Origin of the sequence: Pantoea sp. Fr+CA_20 (assembly GCF_024520835.1) — a bacterium.
Taxonomy (GTDB): Bacteria; Pseudomonadota; Gammaproteobacteria; order Enterobacterales; family Enterobacteriaceae; genus Pantoea; species Pantoea allii.
This window is the reverse complement of the sequence record NZ_JALNPN010000006.1, coordinates 89434-114197: the sequence shown is the minus strand read 5'-3', so window position 1 is coordinate 114197 and position 24764 is coordinate 89434. Positions and strand designations below refer to the sequence as shown.

Below are 24764 nucleotides of genomic sequence, written 5' to 3'. Positions count from 1 at the left end.
ATCACGCCAATCTTCGTATTTTTACCTCGCCTCCTGAAAATAAGTGCTAAACCTAATGACGTACATACGCATGTAAACATCAGGGTTATCCGACTTTCCCCGTTCTTATCTCGCCCGTTATGTATAAGCAACAGATCACCTAACCGGCTCTGCAATCATGGGAAACAGACAATGTCAGAAAAAATACCGTTAACGATGCAGGTCAATGGTCAGACCCGACAGGTAAACGTCGATCCTCGCGTAACCTTATTAGATGCGCTGCGCGATCATCTTAATCTGACCGGCACGAAAAAAGGCTGCGACCAGGGGCAATGTGGTGCCTGTACCGTCCTGGTAAATGAGCAGCGGGTGCTGAGTTGTCTGACGCTGGCTGCGCAGACGCAAGGTAAATCCGTGACCACGATTGAAGGTCTGGAACAGGCTTCAGGTGAACTGCACCCGGTGCAGCGCTGTTTTGTTGAGCATGATGGTTTTCAGTGCGGTTACTGTACGCCAGGGCAGATTATGTCTGCGGTTGCCTGCATCAAAGAAGGCCATACCGGCTCCGACGATGAAATTCGTGAATACATGAGCGGCAACCTTTGTCGCTGTGGTGCTTATCCTTTCATCATTGATGCGATTAAGCAGGCTGCGGCTGAAATGGCGGAGGAGGCACGATGAATGAATTTCACTGGCAGGTTGCGCATTCCATCGAGGATGCGGCAGGAGCCAAAAATCAACCCGGAAACCATCTTATCGCGGGTGGCACGACGCAGCTCGATTTAATGAAATGTGGTGTCTTTACGCCCTCACGCCTGACCGATATTGCTGGGTTATCCGGCCTGTCTGACATTGATTTCAGTCAGGATACCATCACGATTGGCGCACTGGTTACCATGAGTGACCTGGCTAGTCATCCGGCCTGTGAGCGAGAAGCGCCCGCGCTGTATGGCAGCTTATGGCAGGCGGCATCGCCGCAAATTCGTAATATGGCCACGCTTGGCGGTAACTTATGCCAGCGTACCCGCTGTGCCTATTATCGCGATCCGGCAACCTTCTCCGCGTGTAACAAACGCGTTCCTGGCTCTGGCTGCGCCGCGCTACAGGGCGTCAATACCAATCATGCCATTCTGGGAAACAGTGAGCACTGTGTTGCCGTCTATCCCGGTGATTTTGCTGTTGCCCTGACGGCATTCGATGCAACGGTGGTGGTGCAAAACAGCCAGCAACAGAGACGACGTATTCTGGTTGAGGATTTCTTTCTGCTGCCAGGGGACACACCGCATCATGAACATGCTCTCCTGGCTGATGAAATTATCGTGGCCATTGAAATCCCGCAGTCTGCCGCGCTGAAGCACTCCCACTATTTAAAAGTCCGCGATCGCACTTCCTACGAATTCGCCAGTGCCAGCGCAGCCGTTGGACTGACTCTCAATCAGGGCCGGATTGAAACGGTTCATATCGCTTTGGGTGGTGTGGCAACAAAACCCTGGCGCGCACGCCGCATTGAGCAGGCGCTGGCAGGTCAGCCTTTCGAGCAGCAAACGCTTTATGCGGCTGCCGAGTTGATTACTCAGGAAACCCAGGCGCTCTCTGGCAATGCGCACAAAATAAAGCTTACGCCACGGGTCATTGCGCGCGCCTTGATGGCGGCAGGAGAAATGGCATGAAACATGACAAAAACGACCTGCCAGGCAATGAGAAAGATGTCTCCGCAGCGGGCGAGCATAACGATCACTATCGCCGCGCGCCCGCCAGCCTTTCGGGCCTGGGGACGCCACGATCCCGCGGTGATGGCAAGGTAAAAGTGACGGGAAAAGCCCGTTACGCGATTGAGCATAAACCTGAGAATGCTGTGCACGGTGTTGTGATTCAGTCCACTGTCGCCAGTGGGCGAATCAAACATATGGATACCGCCAAAGCCGAACGCGCTGATGGCGTTATTGCGGTCTATACGCACCTCAATACTTTAAAGATTAACAAGCCAACGCCCATCGCCGACGGTGGCGCTGCCCAGACAACTTATACGCCGATCCAGGATGATGTCATTATCCATAATGGTCAGAATATTGGCCTGGTCGTGGCCGACACGTTCGAGCAGGCAACATACGCAGCCTCACTGATCGAGATTGCCTATGAGACGTCGCCTGCGCTGATATCCCCGACAGATGAGGGTGTAGAACCTAAACCACTGACGTCCCAGGATATTAATCTGGGCGACGCGCAAGCGGCAATGCGTAACGCCGAGGTCCGTATCAATCAGCGTTACACCACACCACGTGAATACAATATGCCCATGGAGCCTCATGCCTGTATTGCCCAGTGGGATAATGGCCACATGACGGTCTGGGAACCCAGCCAGTGGGTGATGGGTGCCCAGGTGGAAATTGCGGAATGGATGGGCATTACACCAAAGCAAGTGCGTATCATTTCACCCTATGTTGGCGGCGGCTTTGGGTCTAAACCCGTGCCCTATACGCATGTCGCGCTGGCCTGTGTGGCATCACGCGCGCTTAATCGCCCGGTTCGTGTGTCACTGACGCGTCCACAAACCTTTACCGGTCTGGGCGGGCGTCCGGCGACCTCACAACAGCTTGAAATGGGCGCGACGCGGGAGGGTAAAATCCAGTCCGTCATCCTGCGCAGTTTCAGTGAAACGTCACTTATCGATGTGTTCGCCGAAAACTGCAGCAAGGTGACCGGCCGCATGTATGCCATCGAAAATCTCTCTGCCCAGCATCAGGTCAGGCCTGTCAACATGGTGACGCCAGGCTGGATGCGCGCGCCCGGTGAAAACCCGAGCGCATTTGGTTTGGAAGTAGCGATGGATGAGATGGCCTATGAACTCAATCTTGATCCGTTGGCTTTTCGTCTCCTTAACTGGGCCGATCGTGATTACCAGAAGGATCTTCCGTGGAGTTCGCGCCGCCTGAAAGAGGCGTACCAAAAAGGCGCTGAGGCGTTTGGTTGGGACAAGCGCATCATGGCACCGCGATCGATGCGCGAAGGCCGAGAACTCATTGGTTGGGGAATGGCTTCGGGTACCTATCCGGTGAATACCATGCCGGCGGAAGCAAAAATTCTGCTGTCTTCTCAAGGACAGCTCGTGGTGCAGTGCGCCGGCGCGGATATCGGCACCGGCACCTATACCATACTGGCGCAGACCGCCGCCGATATACTGGGCGTTGATTCACAACGCATTGACGTTGAATTAGGGGATACGCAACTGCCTCGGGCGGGCGTGGCGGGTGGATCTCAGCTGGCAGGAAACCTGACCGCCGCCGTAGACGATACCGCGAAAAAGCTGCGTGCGCGTTTACTGGCGCTGGCCAGCCAGACCCAGGGTTCTCCACTTGCCGGCGTACCACAGGATCGGCTCACGCTGGCGAACGGGGGGATACAGCTCACCGCCAAACCTTCCCAGGCCGTTAGCTTTAGTGAACTGATTAAGCTGGCTCACCTGGACGGGCTCAGCGTAGAAGGTGGCACCTTCTCTCCGGAGATGTCAGCGCAGGAGCGGGACAGCGTCACCGGTAGCCTGAATGAAATGAGTCGACCACAGGACGTGTCGGCTCACAGCTGGAGTGCGCAGTTTGTTGAAGTGAGGGTAGATGAAGATTTTGGCACCATACGTCTAAAGCGCATGGTCGCGGCTTTCGACAGTGGCCGGCTCTATAATCCCAAACTCGCCCGAAGCCAGTGGGTGGGCGGCATGATTATGGGCGTAGGTCAGGCATTACTTGAAGGCGGAATTATTGACCCGCGTAATGGCAGAGTGATTAACAACAACCTGGCCGACTACCTGATTCCAGTGAATGCAGATATTCCCGCCATCACCACCATTGATGTTGGCGAACCTGACTACAAAGCCACCAGCATGGGCGGCAAAACGGTGGGTGAACTGGGCATCGTGGGCGTTGCTGCGGCCATCAGCAATGCGGTTTATCACGCTACCGGTAAGCGAGTCAGGGATTTGCCCATTACGCTGGACAAGATCCTTTAAGCATGCACGGCGATGTTGGCAGGAGTGCGGATGTGAAAACGGCGATTGTGCTAACGGCGGCGGGAATGAGCCGCCGGTTTCGACAGGGAAATGGCCACCACAAACTGCTGGCGATGCTGGAGGGAAAACCCGTTTTGCAGCACACGCTGGAACAGGCAAAGGCAAGCGGTATGGATGTCATTGTCGTCACGCGTCCGGAAGATAAGGCCATTCATGCGTTACTGCACAACATAAGACCGGTATTTTGTGTCAGTGGCGGTTTGGGTGAGTCGATAGCGGCAGGCGTCAGAGCCTGTCTGGACTATGATGCGGTCATCATTGCACTGGGAGATATGCCTTTTCTCACCGCTGAAAGCTATCAGGCGGTGAATCAGGCTTTGCATTTTTATCCGCTTGCGCGCCCGCAGGTTGAAGGCCAGCCCGGTCATCCGGTTGGCTTTCAGCGATCGTTTTTTCCCGCGTTGCAACAGCTGACAGGCGATGTGGGTGCACAAAGCGTGCTTAAACATCAGCAAATCCGCTATGTGCCGCTCAGCGATCGGGGTTGTCTCGACGATATTGATTACCCGGATGACTTACGGCACGTCAGGAGCCACTTATGATTACATTGGATCAGCGGGTTATCGACACGGCCTTGCGCTGGCATCATGCGGGGCAGGCGGTCTGGTTGTGTACCGTACTGCGTACCTGGGGCTCTTCGCCCCGGGCGCCCGGCACGATGATGGTCATCAACCAGGAGGGCGAGTGTTGTGGCTCGCTTTCGGGTGGCTGCATTGAAGAGGATTTTTTGGCGCGTCTGGCAGAAGGACATTACCGGGTAAACAGCCAGGTCATCCGCTATGGCGAGGGTGGACGGCAAACCCAGGTACAATTGCCCTGTGGCGGCAGGCTGGACGTGCTGGTGGAATACCTGCTCCCTGATACTGTCAGCGGCGCGCTGTTACAGGCCATGCATCAGGCGCTCATCGGTAAATCCCGGCTGATAAAAACCTTGTCTGCAGGCGAACGTGCATCCTGGGACGTTGTGGCCCTCTCGGCCGTGTTACCTGTGCTCAGCTATCAGGACCCTGACATCGTGTTGCCCGTGGGCGCCATTCCCGAACTGTTGGTGGCAGGCTATTCTGCCGTCGCGTTTGAATGCATTCGTTTTGGCCAGCTGTTGGGTTTTCATGTACGGGTCTGTGAACATCGTCCGGAGATGTTAAGTGAGCTGGAACGCCACTTTACGGGTGAAGATAACATCACGATTGTGCCGCAGCATCCTGCACGCTGGCTGGAGTTAAACGGTGCCCATGCTTCAGTCGCCATCGTATCGTTAACACACGATCCCCGTATTGATGAGTTAACCATGATGGAAGCGGTCAACACGCACGCATTTTATATCGGCATCATGGGATCGGAAAAAAACAGCGCTAAACGAAAAGCTCGCCTTCAGGCGATAGCGGGATTTGATCAGGAGGAACTCGCCAGGATTAGCGCGCCGATTGGCATAGCCATAGGCAGTAAAACGCCTGCGGAGATTGCGTTGTCGGTGATGGCAGATATCGTACGGATTAAAAACCAACACGGAGCTTAGGTCAGCAGAGGGGCCGGCGGCGCTACGTGCAGCTTGCCGCCGGTTCGCAGGTTACTGCGACTCTTTCTTCAGCGAGTAAAAATAGGTGCCTGAATAGGGAACGGGAAGGAAGTCGCTAAAGATCTGCCGCAGGGTTTGTTCCGGATTAACGTCATTAAACAGGTCTGGATAAAGGGTTTTGGCAAAAAACTCTGCTGCGGCAACATGCCAGGGGCTGAGATAAAAATTATGCCACATTGCCGCGGCATGACCGTTATGCAGCGCACGCAGCTGTTTCAGGCCATTTTGTTGCGCGGTGAGCTGCTGCAGGGACGCACGCGTTTCCGACTGACTGATGGCGGGACCGATACGAAGGTCTGAAGCATCGTCGCTACCACCGCTACCGGTCGCGAAATAATAATCCGGATTCGCGGTAATCACCGTTTCTTCATTCAGCCGACCGAACACGCCAGGCACCTTCTTACTGGCAATATTGTCTCCGCCCGCAAAGGACAGCACATCGCCAAGGCTTCCATTCACGGCGGTCACGCAGCATTCATTTCGGCGGCCCAGGTGAAGCTGTAACAGCACGGTGGGTTTATGGCCCTGAAAACCGGCAAGGCGCTGCTGAATAGTCTGCATATGTTGCTGATAAAACTGATTGAAAGCCGTTGCCCGCTGACGCTGATTCAGCACCTCTCCCAGAATGGCAACACTGCGCGTCGTGTTTTGCAGGAGATGTACCCGTAAATCGATTTTCACCACGGTAATATTGGCTGCTTTTAATACCGCTTCCAGCCGTTGCCCCGCCTCACTGCTGCGAGCCAGTTCGGGCAGGATCACCACGTCCGGTTTTAACGCAATCACCCGCTCAGGATTGATATCATTGGTGCCATCTAACCCTATTGACGGTATGTTCAGCATCTCGGGAAACTGGTGCGCGAAAATATCCCAGGTCTGCCGGTCGTACTTTTTCAGGTCCTGCGGCCAGCCAACCAGCCTTTTGAAAGGATTGCCGGCCTCCAGCATGGCAAAGGTGTACAGCATCCTGCTCTCACCCAGGACGATTCGCTGGGGATGATCGGGCACAGTAACCCGAGTGCCATTGATATCGGTAATCGTTTTGCCCCAGGCGAGCGTGCTGATTGTCACGGACAGCAGCAGGAGCGTGCGCAGCCAGAACTTCATAAAAGAATCAGAATTCAACACGGGCTTGTACCATCAGGTTGCGGGTTTCACCTTCACGTACGCGCAGGTTACCGCCGCTCGACGTGTAATAGTGTTTGTTAAACAGGTTATTCAGATTAAGCCTCAACTGGGTTTTTTTGCCCAGCAGGTGGTTGTTCCAGGCAATGAAGCCGTCAGCGACAACGTAATCCGGTAAAGTAAAGCTGTTGTCAGGATCGCCCGCACGACTGCCGACATAGCGTGCACCACCACCGACACGAAAATCGCCGGGCAAACCCGGTATGACCAGGTTATGACTCAGGTAAAGCGCACCGGCATGTTCAGGCGCATTTTGTAAGCGGTTGCCGTTGTTGGCCGGATTAATCGTGTCATCGACGATCTCGGCATTGTCATAACTGTAATTGGCACTGATATCCCAGTCGGGCGCAACTTCGCCATTCAGCTCAACTTCCACGCCCTGAGAGCGCGCTTTGTTAACAGGACGAGTCGTGCCATTAATGCTGAGTGACATCTGCTTTTCATCAATTCTGTAAAGCGCGACGGAAGCGAACAGGCGAGGGGAGATTTGCCATTTGCTTCCTACTTCCCAGGTCGTTCCCTGCTCGGGCTTGCTGACATTCCCTTCGTCATCCACATCCGTTGAGGGCGTGAAGGATTTACTCATGCTGGTGTAAAGCGAAATATCAGGTGTTAGTTTATAAATCAGCCCGGTTTGTGGCAGGAATTTATTCCCTTCATCATCCAGTGTCTGAATCACCGGGTTGAAACCTTTCGAAGCCCGTTGCTCGTAATGTTGGTATCGCCCGCCAACCACCGCGATCCAGTCGGGACTCAGCGAAATGCTGTCTTTCAGATAAACCGAACGGCTGTGAATACGGTTCAGGTTGTTGGCATTCGCGCTATTTTCAGTGGTGCTGTCGGTTACGGGAGACAGCATGTCATAAACCGGATTGAAATAGTTGAAGCGCCGGTCATTCTTGCCCTGATACTGATGCGCACGATAGGTTTGATTCATTTCATAATCTGTGCCGAATACCAGCGCATGTGTCATGCCAAAAAGTTCTGGATTACCCAGCACATCCCACGACAGGTAGTTGGTTTTTTGATTAAATCCGCGGTTGGCATCGGCACGCCGCGTAACCACGCCGCTGGCAGGATCAATCGCCGTCACCCGCACTTCATTATTGTCATAACGGCGCTGATTCCAGCCAAGGGTCAATCGCGTACTCCAGCTGTCATTAAACTGCCAGTCGTAATGAGCGTTGAGTGCCTGATTGCGTCCCCAGGCATGATTGGCTTTGTCATCCAGTCTCTGCTTGTAGGGCAGGTCGACAGGAGAGCCGTTAATAAAGGCGGTGCCGCGGTCGTAGGGAATGTCATAACGATAATCGCTGTAACTCACTAACAGGCTGGCTTTTTCACCATACCATTGCAGCGACGGGGCCAGCAGCGAGTGTTCATCACTGCCAAAATTACGCCAGTAATCCTGACGTTGTTTTTCTGCGATCAGCCTGAAGGCAAAGCCATTGCCCAACGGCCCCGTCACATCCAGCGTACCGGCACCGCCGCCTTCACTCGCGTAGCGACCGCTTACCGAGGATTGCCATGAATATTGAGGCTTTTTGCTGATGACGTTGATAATCCCACCAGGATTCTGAATACCGTAGAGCAAAGACGCCGAGCCCTTGAGCACCTCAACGCGTTCCGTCGTGGCATCCAGATTCAACCCCTGGCTGCTGCGGATGCCATCACGATAAATGGAACCATCGGAATTGCTACCGAACCCACGGCGGACAAAACCATCTTCTGTTCCCGCCAGTGTGTTTGCCTCAGCAACGCCACTGACAAAACGCATCGCGTCGCTCAGGCTGCTGGCCTGGTAGTCGTCGAGCTGTTGCTGTGTCACGGTACTGACAGATTGCGCCTCATCCAGACGAGACACAGGGGTTTTCGTGCTAACGCTGCTGGTGGAGGCGGCATAGCCGTCATTGCTGTTAGCGTCGCTGGTTACTGTCACCGTATCATCACTGGTCGCCGCCAGGCTTTCACCCGGTGCAAGCAGCGCGCCAGAACAGATCGCCAGCATCACCGCCTGCTGGATTCCCAGGTGTTTAATATCGTTGGAACGTTTTTTCATTATTTGTTTTCGCTGATCATCAAAGAGAGAAATAAAGTAAATAACCACATTGACTGCGCGTATTTATTCAGCGACGAAGGAAAAGCATAAAGGATCTGTTCACGCGCTGATTTGTAATTGATAATCATTCAACCATTGCACGATGTAGTAGTAAACAGAAATACCGGAATTTTTACTACATGCTAAAATGCACGCCGCAATGCGTTGTCCTGGCTGGTTTTTGCTTGTTACTTAATGAAATTAAAGGTAATTATCCCTTTTCCAAAACGGATTTCGGCAGGCGATGGGTGGTAAGCAGACGGCTGCTTTCCGCATTGCTGGCTTTCTGACTACAGTTTGCAGGTTTACTATCTGTGGAAAGCGAAAGAGTAAACCGGGTCCTTAAAAGCTTTACTGAGCCTCAGGCAAGGGGATTTTCTCACCTGTGCTTAGTTAACCGGGAAAACGAAAAGGGTATGTCGCAGTGTTTTTGCTATTTAAAAAAGGCGGACGATCATCGGAATGCAAGCTAAAAGCCGCGTTGACATATTGGGTGAGCGTTTACGCTCACGTGAGCAACAACTCTCTCCACGCCTTCTGGTGGTCGCACATTATATAAATGACAACCGGGAAACGGTGATTGACAGTACGGCAATGGAAATTGCTACTGCTAACCATACGTCTGACGCCACCGTTATCCGTGCCATCCAGGCGCTGGGTTTTTCAGGTTTGCGCGATCTCAAAAAAGTGCTGCAGGCCTGGTTCGGGCCTGGCATGTCTTCTGAAGAGAAGATGATCACCACGGTGAATGACGTGACGCGTGATGTCTCCTCCTCAATAGACTTTGTTTTGCAGGGACATCTTCATGCGTGCCACGTTTTATCTTCTGAGCACAACCGTCAGGCGCTGGCTGATGCGACTTCATTGATGATCGAAGCCCGTCAGGTTGCCATTTTTGGGATCAATGCCTCAGGCATCCTCGCTGATTACAGCGCCCGGTTGTTAAACCGCATTGGCTTACCGGCGTTTTCACTTAATCGTGCAGGCATTGCGTTGGCGGAGCAAATGTTGGCTTTGCAACGGGGCGATGTACTGGTGATGATGGCGCAGAAGTCAGCGCATCGTGAGGGCAGTACCGTGATACGCGAAGCCAAAAGGCTCAGCATTCCTGTTATTTTACTCACCAATGCCACCGACTCGTTTTTTGCCCGGGAAGCTGACGTGGTGATCCACGTTCCGCGCGGGGGAGAAAATGGCCGCATCCCACTACATGGCACCGTCATGGTTTGCCTGGAGATGATGATTTTATCGGTTGCCTCTTCCCTGCCAGACCGCACAGTGAAAACGATGAAACGTCTGCAGGATCTCTACAGAGGGCTTAAGCCTGCGACGAAGAAATAGCACATCCGTTTTGATGTAACAAAGCTGGACGATAATCTGGCAAATCCCGCGTTGCCACGGCCCAGGGCTGAACAGTCGCCCTCAACCGTTAAGGCGCATTTTTGAACGTATCCCGGCATCAGCGATGAGCAGGGGGCTGGCATTTTTCGGAATTTTAAAAAAAATTTCTGTTTTTGCGAGCGCACGCCTGCTTTCGCCTGGAGCGTTCTTCAATCAACGGCTATTACTCTGCCGTGACGTTATTTGCTGTTCTTCGATTTATCCATCCTTGTTACGTCCCTGAACGGAGCTAATCATGAAGAAAGATCGTGCATGGTTTCCTGTGTCGCTAGTGGCCCTTGCCACCATGAGTGCCCTGATAACCCCGCTGCCGGTAATGGCATGGGACAGTCTTACCGTATTTGGTGACAGCCTGAGCGATACAGGAAACGTCGGCCGGTTTACGTATAATTCCGCAAATAATCTGCTTTATGATGAAATTATCGCTCGCGAAGCAGGGCTGACATTGCAACCCTCTTCCGCTGGCGGTAGCAATTACGCAGCAGGAGGCGCCGTTGCTGTGCCTGCCCTTAATCCACAATTTAATACTCAGGATCAGGTTGCCCGTTATCTGGCTTCTACCAATGGTCGGGCCGATCCCAATGGCTTGTATATTCACTGGATAGGCGGCAACGATCTGGCGGCGGCGGTTGCCCTTCCGCCATTGGCCACATCGATTGTTGATAACAGTGCAGGCGCGGCAGCCAGCCAGGTCAAGGCGCTACTTGATGCTGGCGCGGGCACCGTGATTGTGCCGACGGTACCCAATGTGGGGGCGACACCCGCATTAATAGAGGCGATTCTTCAGCCGTTCAGTTCCGCTGCCGTGACTGCTGCGTTTCAGTCTCTGGACGCGGCAGCCACGCCTGATAATGCAGCGCGACAGCAGGCCATTCAGGCTGCGTTTAATCAGGCCGCCGCGCAACTTTCAAGTGTACCCGCCGTTCGCGACCTGATTGCGCAACAGTTATTTGCAGCATGGCAGCAGCTGAGCGGTCAGGCGGCAGCACTGACCGCGCGGTATAACCAACTTGAAGAAAACGCACTGGCAACCACCCAGGGAAATATTGTTCGGGTGGATATCAATGGACTCTTCAGTGAAGTCATCCAAAATCCCGCCCTGTACGGGCTGAGTAATACGGCAGGCATGGCCTGTCCACCCGGCACTTCTTCCGTAAACTGCACCTCAGCAACAGCGGGTTTTTCATCCCAGCAAAATTATCTGTTTGCCGATCGTCTTCATCCCAGTCCTGCCGTACATGCCATTATCGCTGACTACATCCAGTCGATTCTGGATGCGCCCGCCCAGGTGGCTGTGCTGACCCAGGCACCCCTGGCCATGCTGCATGATATGCACAACACACTGGATGGTCATTTACAGCAACAGCGCAAGCAAGCTTCAGAAGCAGGTCAGTTCACAGTGTTTGGCGGTTATGCCGGTCAGCACGCCCGCAACAAAGATGATGTTTTTAACGATGGCGACACCGATACCGCTAATCTGTCTGTTGGCATCGGTTATCAGCTCACTGATAACTGGCAGGCGGGGGCATTGCTGTCGACTGCCAGTCAACGGCAGCAGCCCTCTGATCGTTATGATTACCGGCTTCGTGGCAACATGGTCGCGCTCTGGAGCCAGCTTCAGCTATTGGATCAGCTGTGGGTGAACGCCGATGTTCACTATGCGGATCTGGATTATGACGGGATAGAACGTCAGATTAAACTCGGGCCCGCTACCCGCACAGAACAGGGAAGCAGCGCAGGAAAACTCATGGGGATGCGGCTGCAAACGGGCTGGGATTTACCGTTAGGCGATGTGGTCACCACCGGGCCCGTTGCCAGCTATGCGCTGGACTATGTTAAGGCGGACGGTTACCAGGAGCTCGGCGGCAGCAGCAGTGCGATGCGGTTCTCCGGGCAAACCCGGCACTCACAAGTTGGCGCAGCAGGCTGGCGTGTCGACACCAAAGGCTTATGGATCAATCCATGGGCGCAGGTGAGTTATAACCATCAGTTTGGAGATACTGACTCCTCAGTGAGCGCAGGTTTAAAATCGACCCGTACTGCCTTCCGACGTACCAGTGCTGGCCAGGATAAAGACTGGGTGGATATGGCTGTTGGCGCGAACGTACCCTTCGGCGATACGGTAACCGCTTATGCCGCCGTATCGACGGTGGCGGGTGCCAGTGATTATCATGAAGTCACATGGAACCTGGGTCTGAGCGCACGCTTTTAGAGTGAGTGATTCGCAGGGACGCGAGACATTTCAGTCTTACTTATCAGACTAAGCCGGATCAATTCATCCATTGCAATGACGTTATTGCGTGCAATGATGACTTCCGGCGTGACGGGGCAGGTGGCACAGAAAGTTTGACGCCACCCGCTTCGCAAGCGTGTTTTGGTAAGGTATAGTTCGCGTTTTTGGAGGAACCATGCTGACCAATTCATCTACACGGCTCAATAAATACATCAGTGAGAGCGGAATATGCTCTCGTCGCGATGCCGATCGCTTTATCGAACAGGGTAACGTTTTCATCAATGGCAAACGCGCCGCGGTGGGCGCCCAGGTTTTTGCCGGCGATGTCGTAAAAGTGAATGGTCAGTTAATTGAGCCACGTGATGAAGATGATTTAGTGCTGATTGCACTGAACAAGCCCACCGGGATTATTACCACCATGGAAGAGGGTGAGCGCGATAATATAAGTGACTTTGTTAATCACAGCAAACGCGTTTTTCCTATTGGTCGTCTTGATAAAGATTCTCAGGGCTTAATTTTTCTGACCAACCATGGCGACCTGGTCAATAAAATTTTACGTGCCGGCAATAACCACGAAAAGGAATATGTGGTTACCGTCGATAAACCTGTTACCGATGAGTTTATTGCGGGCATGGCGGCAGGCGTTCCTATGTTGGGAACGGTGACCAAAAAATGCAAAGTAAAGAAAGAAGCGCCTTATGTGTTTCGTATTACGCTGGTTCAGGGTCTTAACCGGCAAATCCGTCGCATGTGTAAACACTTTGGCTATGAAGTGACGAAGCTTGAACGCACGCGCATCATGAACGTCAATCTCAAGGGCATTCCCTTGGGTGAATGGCGCGATCTGACGGATGATGAATTAGTCGAGCTGTTCAAATTACTGGAAAACTCATCCTCGGATGAAAAACCAGCGAAGAAAACATCACAAAAAAGTCCGGCGGCGAAAAAGCCGATGAAAAGTGCACCTAAGCAGGGTGATAAGACCGAGGATAAATCTGCGTCGCGCAAGCGTTTCAACCAGCCCGGCCGTAAGAAAAAAGGGCGTTAACACAGGTACCTGTCAATGCGTCCACGTCCGCTAATTATCAGTGAATACCGGCCTGAATGGGCAGATCACTTTTTAACTGAAGCTGCCGCTGTTGCGGCGGCGCTGGGCGACACGCTTGTGGCAATCCATCACATTGGCAGTACAGCTGTGGAGGGCTTAGCGGCAAAACCCGTCATCGATATGTTGACAGAAGTGTTAAATCATGACTCCCCGACTGCTGAGACGCTAATACAGATGGGCTACCAATCGCGCGGAGAAAACGGGATGCCGGGGAGACGCTATTTCACGAAAGGTGCGGAGGCGCGGACCCACCACATTCATGCTTTTATCTCTGGCAGCCCCGATATCAGGCGGCATCTCGCCTTTCGGGATTATTTACGCCACTCTCCAAAGGTACGGGATGAATATGCGGCGGTTAAACGCGCTGCACAACTTGCCTGTCAGGGCGACATCAAGATTTACGTTCAATTGAAACATGATTTTATTGCCTGTCATCAGCAACGGGCATTAGCCATATTCCCATTCTGATTTATCCGCTCAAATTTTAACGCTATATCCGCTGACGCCCGACAACCGTTTCAGCCCTGCGTGTGCTTGCCTGCTCAGGAAATAAGCGCGCCTGAAATCCGTAGCCTCATACAAAAACAACGGACAGGATGGGGTGAAGATACCTGTGTAGCGCGCGCGAGTGATTAAAGCATTACTGAAGCCGTGCTTAACGCCGCACAATCAGAGGACGCCACCTTTTCAGGATGAAAACGGCATGGCAGGATAAGCCAAATAACAAAGGAGTGGGCCTGATGTTACTGAAAGGTATGAATGATCCGTTGCTTAAGGCGTATCAGAACCCGAAATCAAGGTTGATGATCAGCCGTTTCAGAGGATTAGCCGGGGATCGACGGCTCAGTGACTGGCAGGTATTTTGTATTCTCGTGAATGGATTTACTAATTACTGGTATGTGCACTCAGGTCATTTCACCATCAACGTTGAATTAACTAAAACCCGACAGTTCGATTTCATGCAGGATTTTTTGCATTTTTCCGTCACGCTGGAAGGCTTATTGAGTGATGAGAATTTTCGCTGTCCCGATTTTATTTTGCCGCATTATGATGTGCCTTATGAATTTTGCCGTTGGCGCAACAAGCGTGGCTACGATTCACAGGTGACGTATGTGGGCAACCACGGTGTAAAAACACATAAAGGCCTGTTTATTGCCACCCATGATGTCGCCCGAGATGAATATCATATGAAATGGGAAGGTACTATTACCGTTTTTGATAAAGCCTTTTTTAAAATGGGAAGTTTCAATACTACGAGCGACTTTTTGGTCAATGACATCACCAAAAACATTCGTGAAGGCGTGATTAAACATCTGGGCCTGTATCGTGACCTGTTTAATTATATTTTCCCTTCGCCAACGGCCGCGCGTATTCAGGCTCGTGACAGTAAACGTTACCTTGCGAGGAAATAAAAAAACGGTGAGCGCGGAGTGGGCAGAAACCTGCTCTGGTTAAAACGTCATTATCCAGGATCTCAGCCAGGCAGCTTCCATTTAAGCCAGGTATCAAGCTCTGTCTCAGCCATTGGCTTTATATTAAAATACTCACGTGCAACATCGTCACGGTCTTCTAAAGGCGGAGAAACCGATGGCGGGTAATCTTTTCCATCGGCCAGCACGAGGGTATTGAGCGCTTTTAAGGTAGTAAAGATGCTGTGGGCAATCAGACGTGACGTGATCCTGGCATTAAGTTCTTTTGCCAGTACGTTATCAAGTTTTATGACTTCAGGCGGGCTCTGTCGTAGGTAACGTATTTTGCTGTAGCCCTTAGCCGTATCTTCCCATGACATGCTGAAGCCTGAAAGCCTGAGCATTTCCAGTCCGAGCATAGCGGTTGGACTGTCAATCATATGCTCGGTTTTCAATATGTTGATGATAAGCATTGATGTGGGAAGGGCTGCCTTGAGCATTTTTTCAGCCAGTTTTTCTGCAAACGTGCTGTCAGCAATATCTCGCTCATTAATACTGATTGTTATTGGCAACTGGACAGGATGATGTCGTAAACGTTTAAGACGGGAAATGGCGCTGTCGACCTGCCAGGTTGTCAGTTGCGTATCAAGTTCCGTTCCTTTAGCCAGAGCGACAAAGTGATCTGCTAACAGCTCACCGCGTAACGGATGATGCCAACGCACCTGTGCTTCAAGACCAACGGGTTTACCACTTTTAATACAGACTTTGGGCTGAAAAACCAAGAATAAGCCGTGATTGTGCCGTAAGGCTTCTGCCAGGTCGCTCATCAAGGTGACATCAGTCGCACAGCTTATGTCGCTGATTTCATCAAAACGAACCTGCGATAATGTCTGTCCGCTGATGTACTCCAGCGCATTGACTGCCCGCCGGAGGACTTCATAAGGCGGCGCATCGCTGGCAATAAAATCAGTTTGCTCCGTATAGGTCGTCAGCGCCATGGTCAGACCGTCGCCCATATCAGCGCTAATCGCTCCCAGCCGCTCAGCCACCCAGGTTGCACTCACGGGGCTGTCAGCCTGGGTTAAAATGGCAAAACGTCCTGTTGCGATAGTGTAAAACTGGCAGCCATTAGTTGGCCGAAGGCGTAACAGCAATAGTGTCGCGACATCTTTCAGCAGTGACTCCAGCGCGGCCATGCCCAACGATCGGGATAACTCAAACGCGCGTGACATATCGATACAATCAATCAACACCAAACGGCGCAGCGATTTATCCTTTTGGGTGGCAAGGTGCTGTATATCGCGAATAAGACGTTCGCGGTTGGCTAACCCGGTAACCGGTTCGATGAAAGCTGCGGAGTGCCAGGCATCAAGAAAAGCGATGATTAACCCAGCCAGGGATTCTGTTATTTTTTTTTGCTGGTCATTGAAAGGGCGCGGCACCGTATCCGTCAAACACAGCGTGCCCAGTATCTGGCCATTGCGGTTTTTTAGCGGCGTACCTACATAAAAGCGGATGAAAGGTGCATGCCTGATCAGTGGATGATGGGCAAAACGTGAATCGCAGGTGGTGTCCGGTACAATGACCGTTGCGCCGCCTTCCACAACATATCGGCACAGCGCTTGCTCGCGTGACGTATCCTGCAGCTCAATATTATAGTTGGCGCGAACAATATGCTGGTCATCGTTCAGAACAGTAATGTAACTTCCATTGATACCCAGCAGTTGACTGGCCAGACGCAAGAATTTTTTCAGCACCTCATCCCGGCCCCGATCGGAAAGACTAAGTGCTTTTGTTGCACTGGTGCGGTGATGTTCCTTGTCGCTAGATTCCGTAGACATTTCCGCTCCTGCCCGTTTGCTCAATGAAACTGCAAAAGAAGAGTGTACGATAAATAGCGAAAATAAAGCCCAATCATTATAAAAGGCAAAAGCAATTAAATTAATTTTTCTTTAGAAGGGTCAAGGCGTAATTATTTTTTTATCCCTGCCCACTTAACGCAAATTAAAATTATCATTGGCGTCAGTGTCATTTTTAAAAGGTTTTTTCTGGCCAGTAAGGTTAAATAACATTGCAGTTATTTAATTAAACAGGGTCGCGTTCACTTAATATTGTGCGCTAAATTAAATTAACTCTATAGTTTGCTTTTGTTAATGTATGATCGGGCGTGAGAATAACCGGGTAAACGTCATAAGTTAGTGTACCACATCGCCGCATTCTGGGGTTTTTGTGAAATTAGCTGGTAATACAAGGGATTAATCATGATTAACAGCGGGCAGGGGGTTATGAACAGCCCTGAGCCGCAGCATTATCTCTGAATGCGTGAAATGGGAAATGCGACATTAAATAAATAAAATTAATCATTGAGGTGATAACCTTTTTACAGGGCCAACCTGTGCGTTGTCTTACTTGAGAATCATTTCTGTTGCATATTAATGTAAATTATCGTGCTCATCTCCCAACCGATACCTGCATATCAGGACAATAACTGATAAGCTAACAGCCTCAATCACGATGACGTTGGAGCTGCCCTTTGCTGACCACAATTATTTATCGCAGCCACATCTCAGATGACGTGCCCGTTAAGACGCTTCCTGACATGGTGGACGATGCCAGCATATTCAATGCTTCCCATGAAGTGACCGGCATTTTGCTCTTTAATGGCACCCATTTTTTCCAGTTACTGGAAGGCCCTGAAGAGGGCGTGCTTGCCGTTTACCAGCGCATCTGTGCCGCTCGCCGCCATCACAACGTGGTTGAATTGATGCGTGACTACGCACCATCCCGTCGGTTTGGTAATGCCGGTATGGAGCTGTTTGATTTACGCCAGCACGATCGTTCAACCGTGCTTCAGGCTGTACTCGATAAAGGCACGTCTAAGTACCAACTGACCTACGCTGACAGGGCGTTGCAGTTTCTGCGTACCTTTGTCGAAGCGCGTGAGAAAGAAAACTATTACGAGGTTTTGCCATCCGAATACTGGGAGTTTATTCCCGATCGTCCTGCGGTGAGTACGGCAAAACCCGCTTCCTCCGGTATTAGTTTCCGCCCGGTGGTCGATCCCCTTGCCAGACAGGTCACAGCGATTGAGGCAATCACGGATACGCGTCATCGTGGCACTGACCAGAACGGCTCCGAGCAAGCGTTACATGATGCTGACCTCGAGGCGGTGATCAAGGCTTTCGATATGGCGGGCAGGGCCTGTCCGGATGAAATGACCCTGTATGTGAGCCTGCTTCCCATGACGCTGGTGGTGGTACCGGATGCGGTTGCAAAGATTGTCTCGACAATCAATGCGGCCGGATTAGTCCCGGAACAGGTGGTGCTTGGCGTGAGCGAAACCGAAGTCATCTCCAGACTCGAAGCGTTTTCCGTTGCCGTCAGGCAGCTCAAAGCCGCAGGTATCAGTTTGTCCGTCGATAACTTTGGTGCGGGATCGGCTGGCCTGTCGTTACTGACACACATCCAGCCCGATCGCATTCGTATCGATTCCAGTATTACAACGGATGTTCATCGGAGCGGCCCTAAGCAGGCGGTTGTCCAGGCGATTATCAAATGCTGTTCTGCCTTAGAGATCACGGTGATCGCAGCTGGTATCGTTAAGGCCGAGGAGTGGATGTGGCTTGAAGCGGCGGGCATTATCAACTTCCAGGGCAGTCTGTTTGCCTCCGCAGGTTCGGGTCATGCCGATGCGGTTGCCTGGCCTGAATATCGTGATGCTATGTAGTGTTGCCCTATCGCCTCGCGGCGAATAGCGCAGCTATTAAACGCTTTGCGATATATCAACAGCAGCATGGATCGCTGCTCTCATTCCCCTTTGACTTCAATCATGATGCTCCCCACGTTGTACGCGCTACATTCCCCTTTGATACCCAGATAAAACCTGCTCTGGATATAACGTTCGCCCGCCTGTTTACCGAGATAGCTGTCTTTATTCGTGCGTTATAAGCGTTATAGGAAAAGACATACAGCTGAGAAAATACCGGACTTTTAAACGGCAAATAAAATTAGCCAGGCGCACCGACATTATTTACGGGATTAATTTTCCTGAAAAGAGCGGGATGTTTTCTCTTCGCTGCACCTAATGCCGTCTTTCGCATTTTGCGAATGAGCCGTTGTGCCAAAACAACCATTCACACTTACAAATGCGTCGGCGTAATCCTCTTTTCCGAGATTGCCTGGACAGAAAAAGCACAGTTTGCGATCATAGCGGCATTACGGAAAATAAAAACCTTATCGGGCATTTATAATATGAAAGAAAACAGCCGTTTAGAATCGATAATGAATTACCTCAAAGGGAATAATCTGGTCACAGTTGAGCAGCTTGTTACGGTAACGGGTGCCTCACCGGCAACGATCAGACGCGATCTGATTAAACTCGATCACGAAGGTGTTGTCAGCCGAACACATGGCGGTGTGACACTGAATCGGTTTATCCCTTCTCAGCCGACCACGCTGGAAAAGTCCTCGCGTAATCTGGTGGAAAAACATGCTATCGCGCGCGTGGCGGCCAGCTTTGTTAAAGCCGGCGATGCTGTCATTCTGGATGCGGGCACCACGATGTTTGAACTGGCCCGGCAAATTACCCATATGCCTTTGCGCGTGATTACCAATGACTTACACATCGCCCTGTTTCTCTCAGAGTTCAAACAAATCGAAGTGACAATAATCGGTGGGCGCATTGATGAGAGCAGCCAGTCCTGTATTGGCGATCACGGGCGTAAAATGCTCAACAATATTAATCCTGATATTGCGTTTCTGAGTGGCAACGGCTGGGACCTCGCTAAAGGCGTAACTTCCCCGACAGAAGAAAAAGCGGCACTGAAACACGATCTGATAATGAACGCTCATCGCCGGATTTTACTGGCGGACAGCTCAAAATATGGGGCATGGTCACTCTTCAATGTGGTGCATTTAAATGAGCTCACCGATATTGTCACCGATGCTAATCTGGACGTTGAGATCAGGCAAGCACTGCAGTCAAACCTGACGCCGACGCTGACCATCGCAGATCCGTTATAAACAGCCTCATTGTGCTAATCAGGCAGCCTGCGCAACAGGTATTCGGGTAGCCTGAAGCAGTGACGGCTCTCTTGCGTGAATGTCGCTGAAACCTTCGCGCCCTGGTGTAATCCTCGTCTGTAAAAGCGAACGGCAGCATAGCGCAAGGCGTGAATGGTGATGGTGAAATTAATGGGCAATCTGAAAGATGCATGCCTTCTCTGAGCCTGAAATAAGCCATCTGTCATGGCTACTCTGTCCTGACGTACGTGGCGCATAGGTACAACGATCAGCATCGCAGTGTCACCACTAGGCTTCGATACGGGGTTTCAGATACAGACAGGTGTCACCTTCTTCAACATGTTTTGGATGCCAGACCATCGCCGCATTTTCGTCGCCAATATAGGTCATTCCCAAAGGCTCTATGACCGCGTAAGGATGTGCAAAAGCGGCACGGTACGCGAGTAACTCTTTCGCCATTGCCACAACCTGATGTGAAACATCATCCGGGTGACTGACAATATCATTCAACTGTTCTTCGGTAAGCATACTTCCATTCCTGAACAACCCTGACCAGCAACCCTGAGGAGGCGCTGGGGGTTTAAATCAGTTAATCGTGGTCAAACAGGCGCCCGTGAGTATTCGTCGTTGCAGAACGGTCAGGGGAAGATAGCCCATGTTGGCTGTAAGGGCGTAGCTTACTACGTGAAGGGAAGATTTCGAAGTCTGTTCACACAGAGATCTAAAGGAAAGTGAGGGGCGATGACAGAAGGGCTGCTACAGTCTGCATCGACAACCGCCGCCGCGCACAATGGAAAAGCCGCCTTAAGCGGCCAGGCCTTGCTCCATCCGCAAATTATTTATGCAGCTATGCACACACAGGGACGCGGTTATGGATGTTGGCTTCACTGATCCTTTACTGCGCGTTGTGATCGTGTCACTGAGCGACGATTTTGACTTCAGCAACGCAATGAAGATGTAACGGTAACAGGTTGGGCAACACGACCCAAAGAGATCAATTGCACAGAATTAACAACTTGAATTAAAAGGATTCTGGTATTATTTCTCAGGCCATCAGGATTAGCGGCAGCGCCTTTAAGGGATTGATGATAACCATAAGAGTAATAACAATTGTTATTATTTGCGCGATTATTTAATTACCGCTTTTAGGGGTTATTAATCGCTCCTGTTGTTCAGAGAAACGACAAACCCGATGCTGGCAGCACGGTATCATGTTAAAAATTTCTGAAAACAGTTTCGCGCATGTTATACAGTCGCACATGGCCCCTGTTTGCTATAAATTGTCGGTTAATATGGCGCTAAATATTTAAATTTAAGCTAAATTGTTTTTCTGCGTTTTTTGCACCCGCACAAGGGGAGGCTGTTGTGCACGATAATCAAAGTGGCAATGACGAAAATCGTCTTAAAGCGGTTAAAGCACTTTTGTCACCTGATATTACCAGGGATGAGGTGCTGGAAAAATTTGTTCATCTTGCCGCGCAGGCGCTGGGTATTTCAGGCAGTTTTATTTCAATTATTGATGATAAAAATCAGTATATTAAGGTTTCCCGCAACTTTAACCTCAAAGAATCAGCACGCGAAGTTTCCTTGTGTCGTCATGTTATTGATGGCGACGGGCAGCTCGTTGTACAGGATACATTGCAAGACAGCCGCTTCACTTTTCATCCCTTAGTTGAGGGTGAACCTCACATTCGGTTTTATGCGGGCGTGTCGTTATCCAATCTGGAAGGGCTGGTGTTAGGGACGCTTTGCGTGACCGATACGCAGCCTCATATGTTTAGTGATGAGCAGTTGGAAACACTGAAGTCGCTGGCAAGACTGGTGACATCCTTTCTGGATGCATGGAATCTTGCCAGTTTCACCGATCTGATTACGCATCTACCGAACCGGCCACGCCTGATTCGCGACATGCAACAGCTGGCCGTCAGCAATCCCGATCGTCGTTTTCGCATGATCCTTATCGACTGTATTGATATTCCCCAGGCATATGAGTTATCACGTACCTTTGGCATTGCGCCAGTGGAAAACTTACTCAGGCAAATTGCCGGGCTGGTCAGCGCTCGTCTTCAGCTTCAGCCAGATGACATGCTTTATTCATTTGCACCGGGGCGCTTTGCATTAATCCAGCCTTATTTTGGCGGCTATAGCGCGCAAAGTACCATTGAGGTGTTAACCAACCTTAAAGCAGATTTAGCGGATAACATCACCATTGATATCGACGTTTATGCAGGCGAGACCGAGTTTGTTTCCCGCGATATTGATGCAAATGAAGTTGTCCGTCAGGCGGTCAGTGCGTTGCACGAATGTATTCACCAGAACGGTGGTGCTATGACGTTCGATCATGCATACGATTCGCGGCGCACGGAAGATTTCTTGATTATGAACGATCTGGCCCAGGCGCTTAAAAAAGACGAAGGCCTGTACCTCGCGTATCAGCCAAAGGTGTGCTTAAAGACGGGAAAAACCGTTGGGCTTGAGGCATTAATTCGCTGGCACCATCCGGAAAGAGGCGAGCTGTTTCCCGTCGACTTTATACCGTTGGCCGTAAAAACCAACCTGATTTCGGTGTTGACTGACTGGGTTATCGATCGCGTCATCATTCAGCTAACGCAGTGGAATAAAGAATTTGAATTAATCCCAGTATCCGTCAACGTCAGCGAACGTGACTTTTCCAGAGCGGAGTTTGCTTCCAGTTTAGCCAGTAAGATGCAGGCTGCAGAATTGCCAACATCATTAATGGGCGTGGAGTGTCTGGAAAATGAGCTGATAACGGAAAGCGATGTGGCGATTAATGGACTCGAAGCGCTTAAAGCCCACGGGTTTATTATCTCACTGGACGATTTCGGTACAGGCTACAGCAACATTAGTTACCTGCAGGAAATTCCGTTAGATGTGATTAAGGTCGATATGTCTTTAATCAGTCGGATGGATAGCGATTCTGCCTCCAGAATTATCGTCAGAAGCATTATCCAGATGTTGAAGGAGTTGGACTATACGGTGTTGGCAGAAGGTGTAGAAACAGAAGCCACGCTGAGTTTGCTGAAGCAATACGGCTGCGATCAAATCCAGGGCTACTTCTTTTCGAAACCGCTTCCAGCCAGCGATATCGAACACTGGTTACTGCAGAAGTAAACGCGATAAAGGCGACAGTATCTGTCGCCTTCTCAGTGCGGTCAGTCAAGCTGAGTACAGCGCGTTTTGCACAACGCGCACTCGGGCAGCAATAAGGTGAATGCGCGTTGTGCCGTCAATCCAGATCGCTGCCGTTACTGGCAATCACTTTTTTATACCACCAGAAGGATTTTTTTCGCCGCCGGGCCAGCGTGCCTTGTCCACGATCGTCACGATCGACATACACAAACCCATAGCGTTTACTCATCTCACCCGTTGAGGCGGCAATCAGGTCAATACAGCCCCATGTGGTGTAGCCGATTACGGGTATCCCATCACCTATCGCCTCTCCCATCGCCCGAATGTGCTCACGCAAATAGCTGATGCGATAATCATCAATAATTTCGCCTTCATCATTGACCTCATCGCGTGCGCCCAGGCCATTCTCCACCAGGAAAAGCGGTTTCTGATAACGGTCGTACATCATATTCATAGTGATGCGGAGTCCAAGCGGATCGATGCCCCAGCCCCATTCACTACGCTGAATATGCGGATTCGTAAGGGATTTCACCACGTTTGCCGCGCTGCTGTTCTGCTCATTCATATCGGCGGACGCACAACGGGAAGCATAGTAACTGAATGACACGAAATCGACGGTGTTCATGAGTACATCAGCATCATCTTCTGCCATTTCAATCTGGATGCCTTTCTCGCGGAAAAGGCGAGCAGAGTAGGCGGGATAGGCACCCCGCGCCTGAATATCAATGAAAAACAGATTCTCACGATCTTTTTGCAGCGCCGCCCAGACATCGTCAGGTTTGCTCGACCAGGGATAAAAATTGCCGCCAGCCAGCATGCAGCCAATCTGATTATCCGGGTTGATTTCATGAGCTATTTTTGTCACCCGCGCGCTTGCCACCAGCTCATGGTGAGCGGCCTGATATTTAACCTGCTCACTGTTTTCACCCGGTTCAAATACCAGTCCTGCGCCCGAAAAAGGGCTGTGCAGCATGATATTTATTTCATTAAAGGTCAGCCAGTACTTCACTAAACCATCAAACGCCTCAAAACAACTGTGTGCATAACGGGCAAAAAAATCGATCATTTTACGATTGCGCCACGAACCGTATTGCGTAACCAGATGCATAGGTACATCAAAATGGCAAAGCGTCACTAAGGGTTCAATGCCGTACTTGCGACATTCGGTAAACAGGTCGCGATAAAAAGCCAGCCCCTCTTCATTAGGCGTGACTTCATCGCCACGCGGAAAAATACGGCTCCAGGCAATCGACGTGCGAAAAACCGTAAAGCCCATTTCTGCCATTAAAGCGATGTCTTCACGATAACGATGATAAAAATCGATCGCAGTGTGGCTGGGATAGAATTCATCGTCCCGCAGTGCGTCACGTTTTTCCTGACCCAGCTTGACCGGCATACGTGCAGGCCCGATGGGGAGCATGTCAACGGTGGTTAATCCTTTCCCGCCTTCAAGAAAAGCGCCTTCTGACTGATTTGCGGATAAGGCACCGCCCCATAAAAATCCTTGCGGGAATCGTGATTCAGACATGAAATCCTCTTT

18 protein-coding genes are annotated in these 24764 nt (G+C 51.1%); 13 read left to right on the top strand and 5 right to left on the bottom strand.

The genetic code is table 11. From position 1 onward, the window contains the following. The first annotated feature begins 171 nt into the window (after window positions 1-171). From NR177_RS10260 to NR177_RS10240, 5 genes are read left to right on the top strand one after another with little or no spacing between them, the layout of a single operon-like run. Entirely contained in the window at window positions 172-660 is a 489-nt protein-coding gene (locus NR177_RS10260; RefSeq protein WP_096011666.1) for a (2Fe-2S)-binding protein, read from the top strand. After that, entirely contained in the window at window positions 657-1649 is a 993-nt protein-coding gene (locus NR177_RS10255) for a xanthine dehydrogenase family protein subunit M (RefSeq protein ID WP_256852838.1), read from the top strand. The genes NR177_RS10260 and NR177_RS10255 overlap by 4 nt, the downstream gene beginning before the upstream one ends. Beyond that, a complete protein-coding gene (locus tag NR177_RS10250) occupies window positions 1646-3982 on the top strand; it encodes a xanthine dehydrogenase family protein molybdopterin-binding subunit (RefSeq protein WP_082875121.1) in 2337 nt (778 codons plus the stop codon). Before NR177_RS10255 ends, NR177_RS10250 begins: the two co-directional genes overlap by 4 nt. 2 nt (window positions 3983-3984) lie before the next feature. After that, window positions 3985-4584 carry a nucleotidyltransferase family protein gene (locus NR177_RS10245; RefSeq protein WP_306278015.1) on the top strand — a complete coding sequence of 200 codons (600 nt, stop codon included), beginning with the start codon at window positions 3985-3987 and terminating at the stop codon, window positions 4582-4584. Beyond that, complete coding sequence (locus NR177_RS10240) at window positions 4581-5558, top strand: XdhC family protein (RefSeq protein ID WP_172896885.1); 978 nt, start codon at window positions 4581-4583, stop codon at window positions 5556-5558. The genes NR177_RS10245 and NR177_RS10240 overlap by 4 nt, the downstream gene beginning before the upstream one ends. A gap of 51 nt (window positions 5559-5609) precedes the next feature. Here the strand turns inward: NR177_RS10240 and NR177_RS10235 are convergent, their stop codons facing one another. Further along, window positions 5610-6746, bottom strand: a complete 1137-nt coding sequence (locus NR177_RS10235) for an ABC transporter substrate-binding protein (protein ID WP_372340338.1) — start codon at window positions 6744-6746, stop codon at window positions 5610-5612. Continuing rightward, on the bottom strand, window positions 6733-8811 hold the full coding sequence (locus tag NR177_RS10230; RefSeq protein ID WP_372340339.1) for a TonB-dependent siderophore receptor: 2079 nt from the start codon (window positions 8809-8811) through the stop codon (window positions 6733-6735). The genes NR177_RS10235 and NR177_RS10230 overlap by 14 nt, the downstream gene beginning before the upstream one ends. Window positions 8812-9363: 552 nt before the next feature. Between NR177_RS10230 and NR177_RS10225 the strand changes: the two genes are divergently transcribed. The 5 genes from NR177_RS10225 to NR177_RS10205 all read left to right on the top strand — a co-directional run bounded on the left by NR177_RS10225 (window position 9364) and on the right by NR177_RS10205 (window position 15055). Next, complete coding sequence (locus NR177_RS10225; RefSeq protein ID WP_241568038.1) at window positions 9364-10242, top strand: MurR/RpiR family transcriptional regulator; 879 nt, start codon at window positions 9364-9366, stop codon at window positions 10240-10242. Between the two features lie 295 nt (window positions 10243-10537). After that, a complete protein-coding gene (locus NR177_RS10220; RefSeq protein ID WP_256852835.1) occupies window positions 10538-12514 on the top strand; it encodes an autotransporter outer membrane beta-barrel domain-containing protein in 1977 nt (658 codons plus the stop codon). A gap of 196 nt (window positions 12515-12710) precedes the next feature. Beyond that, a complete protein-coding gene (rluF, locus tag NR177_RS10215; protein WP_063876980.1) occupies window positions 12711-13583 on the top strand; it encodes a 23S rRNA pseudouridine(2604) synthase RluF in 873 nt (290 codons plus the stop codon). Window positions 13584-13598: 15 nt separating this feature from the next. Continuing rightward, window positions 13599-14111, top strand: a complete 513-nt coding sequence (locus NR177_RS10210; RefSeq protein ID WP_256852834.1) for a GrpB family protein — start codon at window positions 13599-13601, stop codon at window positions 14109-14111. A 272-nt stretch (window positions 14112-14383) separates the two neighbouring features. Next, entirely contained in the window at window positions 14384-15055 is a 672-nt protein-coding gene (locus NR177_RS10205) for a hypothetical protein (RefSeq protein WP_256852833.1), read from the top strand. Between the two features lie 62 nt (window positions 15056-15117). Here NR177_RS10205 and NR177_RS10200 read toward each other — a convergent pair whose 3' ends face one another. Then, a complete protein-coding gene (locus NR177_RS10200; protein ID WP_109717696.1) occupies window positions 15118-16893 on the bottom strand; it encodes an EAL domain-containing protein in 1776 nt (591 codons plus the stop codon). 692 nt (window positions 16894-17585) lie between these two features. On the opposite strand from NR177_RS10200, the gene NR177_RS10195 reads away from it, so the two are divergent. Both NR177_RS10195 and NR177_RS10190 read left to right on the top strand, forming a co-directional pair. Beyond that, entirely contained in the window at window positions 17586-18779 is a 1194-nt protein-coding gene (locus NR177_RS10195; protein WP_109717695.1) for a diguanylate phosphodiesterase, read from the top strand. Between the two features lie 524 nt (window positions 18780-19303). Continuing rightward, window positions 19304-20074, top strand: coding sequence for a DeoR/GlpR family DNA-binding transcription regulator (locus NR177_RS10190; RefSeq protein WP_109717693.1), 771 nt, complete (start codon window positions 19304-19306; stop codon window positions 20072-20074). A 288-nt stretch (window positions 20075-20362) separates the two neighbouring features. On the opposite strand, the gene NR177_RS10185 is transcribed toward NR177_RS10190, so the two are convergent. Beyond that, a complete protein-coding gene (locus NR177_RS10185; protein WP_256852832.1) occupies window positions 20363-20602 on the bottom strand; it encodes a hypothetical protein in 240 nt (79 codons plus the stop codon). 837 nt (window positions 20603-21439) lie between these two features. On the opposite strand from NR177_RS10185, the gene NR177_RS10180 reads away from it, so the two are divergent. Beyond that, window positions 21440-23206, top strand: a complete 1767-nt coding sequence (locus NR177_RS10180; protein WP_256852831.1) for a sensor domain-containing phosphodiesterase — start codon at window positions 21440-21442, stop codon at window positions 23204-23206. 115 nt (window positions 23207-23321) lie between these two features. Here the strand turns inward: NR177_RS10180 and NR177_RS10175 are convergent, their stop codons facing one another. Then, on the bottom strand, window positions 23322-24752 hold the full coding sequence (locus NR177_RS10175) for a 6-phospho-beta-glucosidase (RefSeq protein WP_256852830.1): 1431 nt from the start codon (window positions 24750-24752) through the stop codon (window positions 23322-23324). Window positions 24753-24764: the final 12 nt, after the last annotated feature.

Coding starts and splice junctions, on each gene's coding strand:
- NR177_RS10220 (WP_256852835.1), top strand. CDS start 10,538: ATGAAGAAAGATCGTGCATGGTTTCCTGTGTCGCTAGTGGCCCTTGCC.
- NR177_RS10200 (WP_109717696.1), bottom strand. CDS start 16,893: ATGTCTACGGAATCTAGCGACAAGGAACATCACCGCACCAGTGCAACA.
- NR177_RS10255 (WP_256852838.1), top strand. CDS start 657: ATGAATGAATTTCACTGGCAGGTTGCGCATTCCATCGAGGATGCGGCA.
- NR177_RS10185 (WP_256852832.1), bottom strand. CDS start 20,602: ATGCTTACCGAAGAACAGTTGAATGATATTGTCAGTCACCCGGATGAT.
- NR177_RS10240 (WP_172896885.1), top strand. CDS start 4,581: ATGATTACATTGGATCAGCGGGTTATCGACACGGCCTTGCGCTGGCAT.
- NR177_RS10245 (WP_306278015.1), top strand. CDS start 3,985: ATGCACGGCGATGTTGGCAGGAGTGCGGATGTGAAAACGGCGATTGTG.
- NR177_RS10205 (WP_256852833.1), top strand. CDS start 14,384: ATGTTACTGAAAGGTATGAATGATCCGTTGCTTAAGGCGTATCAGAAC.
- NR177_RS10225 (WP_241568038.1), top strand. CDS start 9,364: ATGCAAGCTAAAAGCCGCGTTGACATATTGGGTGAGCGTTTACGCTCA.
- NR177_RS10230 (WP_372340339.1), bottom strand. CDS start 8,811: ATGCTGGCGATCTGTTCTGGCGCGCTGCTTGCACCGGGTGAAAGCCTG.
- NR177_RS10190 (WP_109717693.1), top strand. CDS start 19,304: ATGAAAGAAAACAGCCGTTTAGAATCGATAATGAATTACCTCAAAGGG.
- NR177_RS10260 (WP_096011666.1), top strand. CDS start 172: ATGTCAGAAAAAATACCGTTAACGATGCAGGTCAATGGTCAGACCCGA.
- NR177_RS10175 (WP_256852830.1), bottom strand. CDS start 24,752: ATGTCTGAATCACGATTCCCGCAAGGATTTTTATGGGGCGGTGCCTTA.
- NR177_RS10210 (WP_256852834.1), top strand. CDS start 13,599: ATGCGTCCACGTCCGCTAATTATCAGTGAATACCGGCCTGAATGGGCA.
- rluF (WP_063876980.1), top strand. CDS start 12,711: ATGCTGACCAATTCATCTACACGGCTCAATAAATACATCAGTGAGAGC.
- NR177_RS10250 (WP_082875121.1), top strand. CDS start 1,646: ATGAAACATGACAAAAACGACCTGCCAGGCAATGAGAAAGATGTCTCC.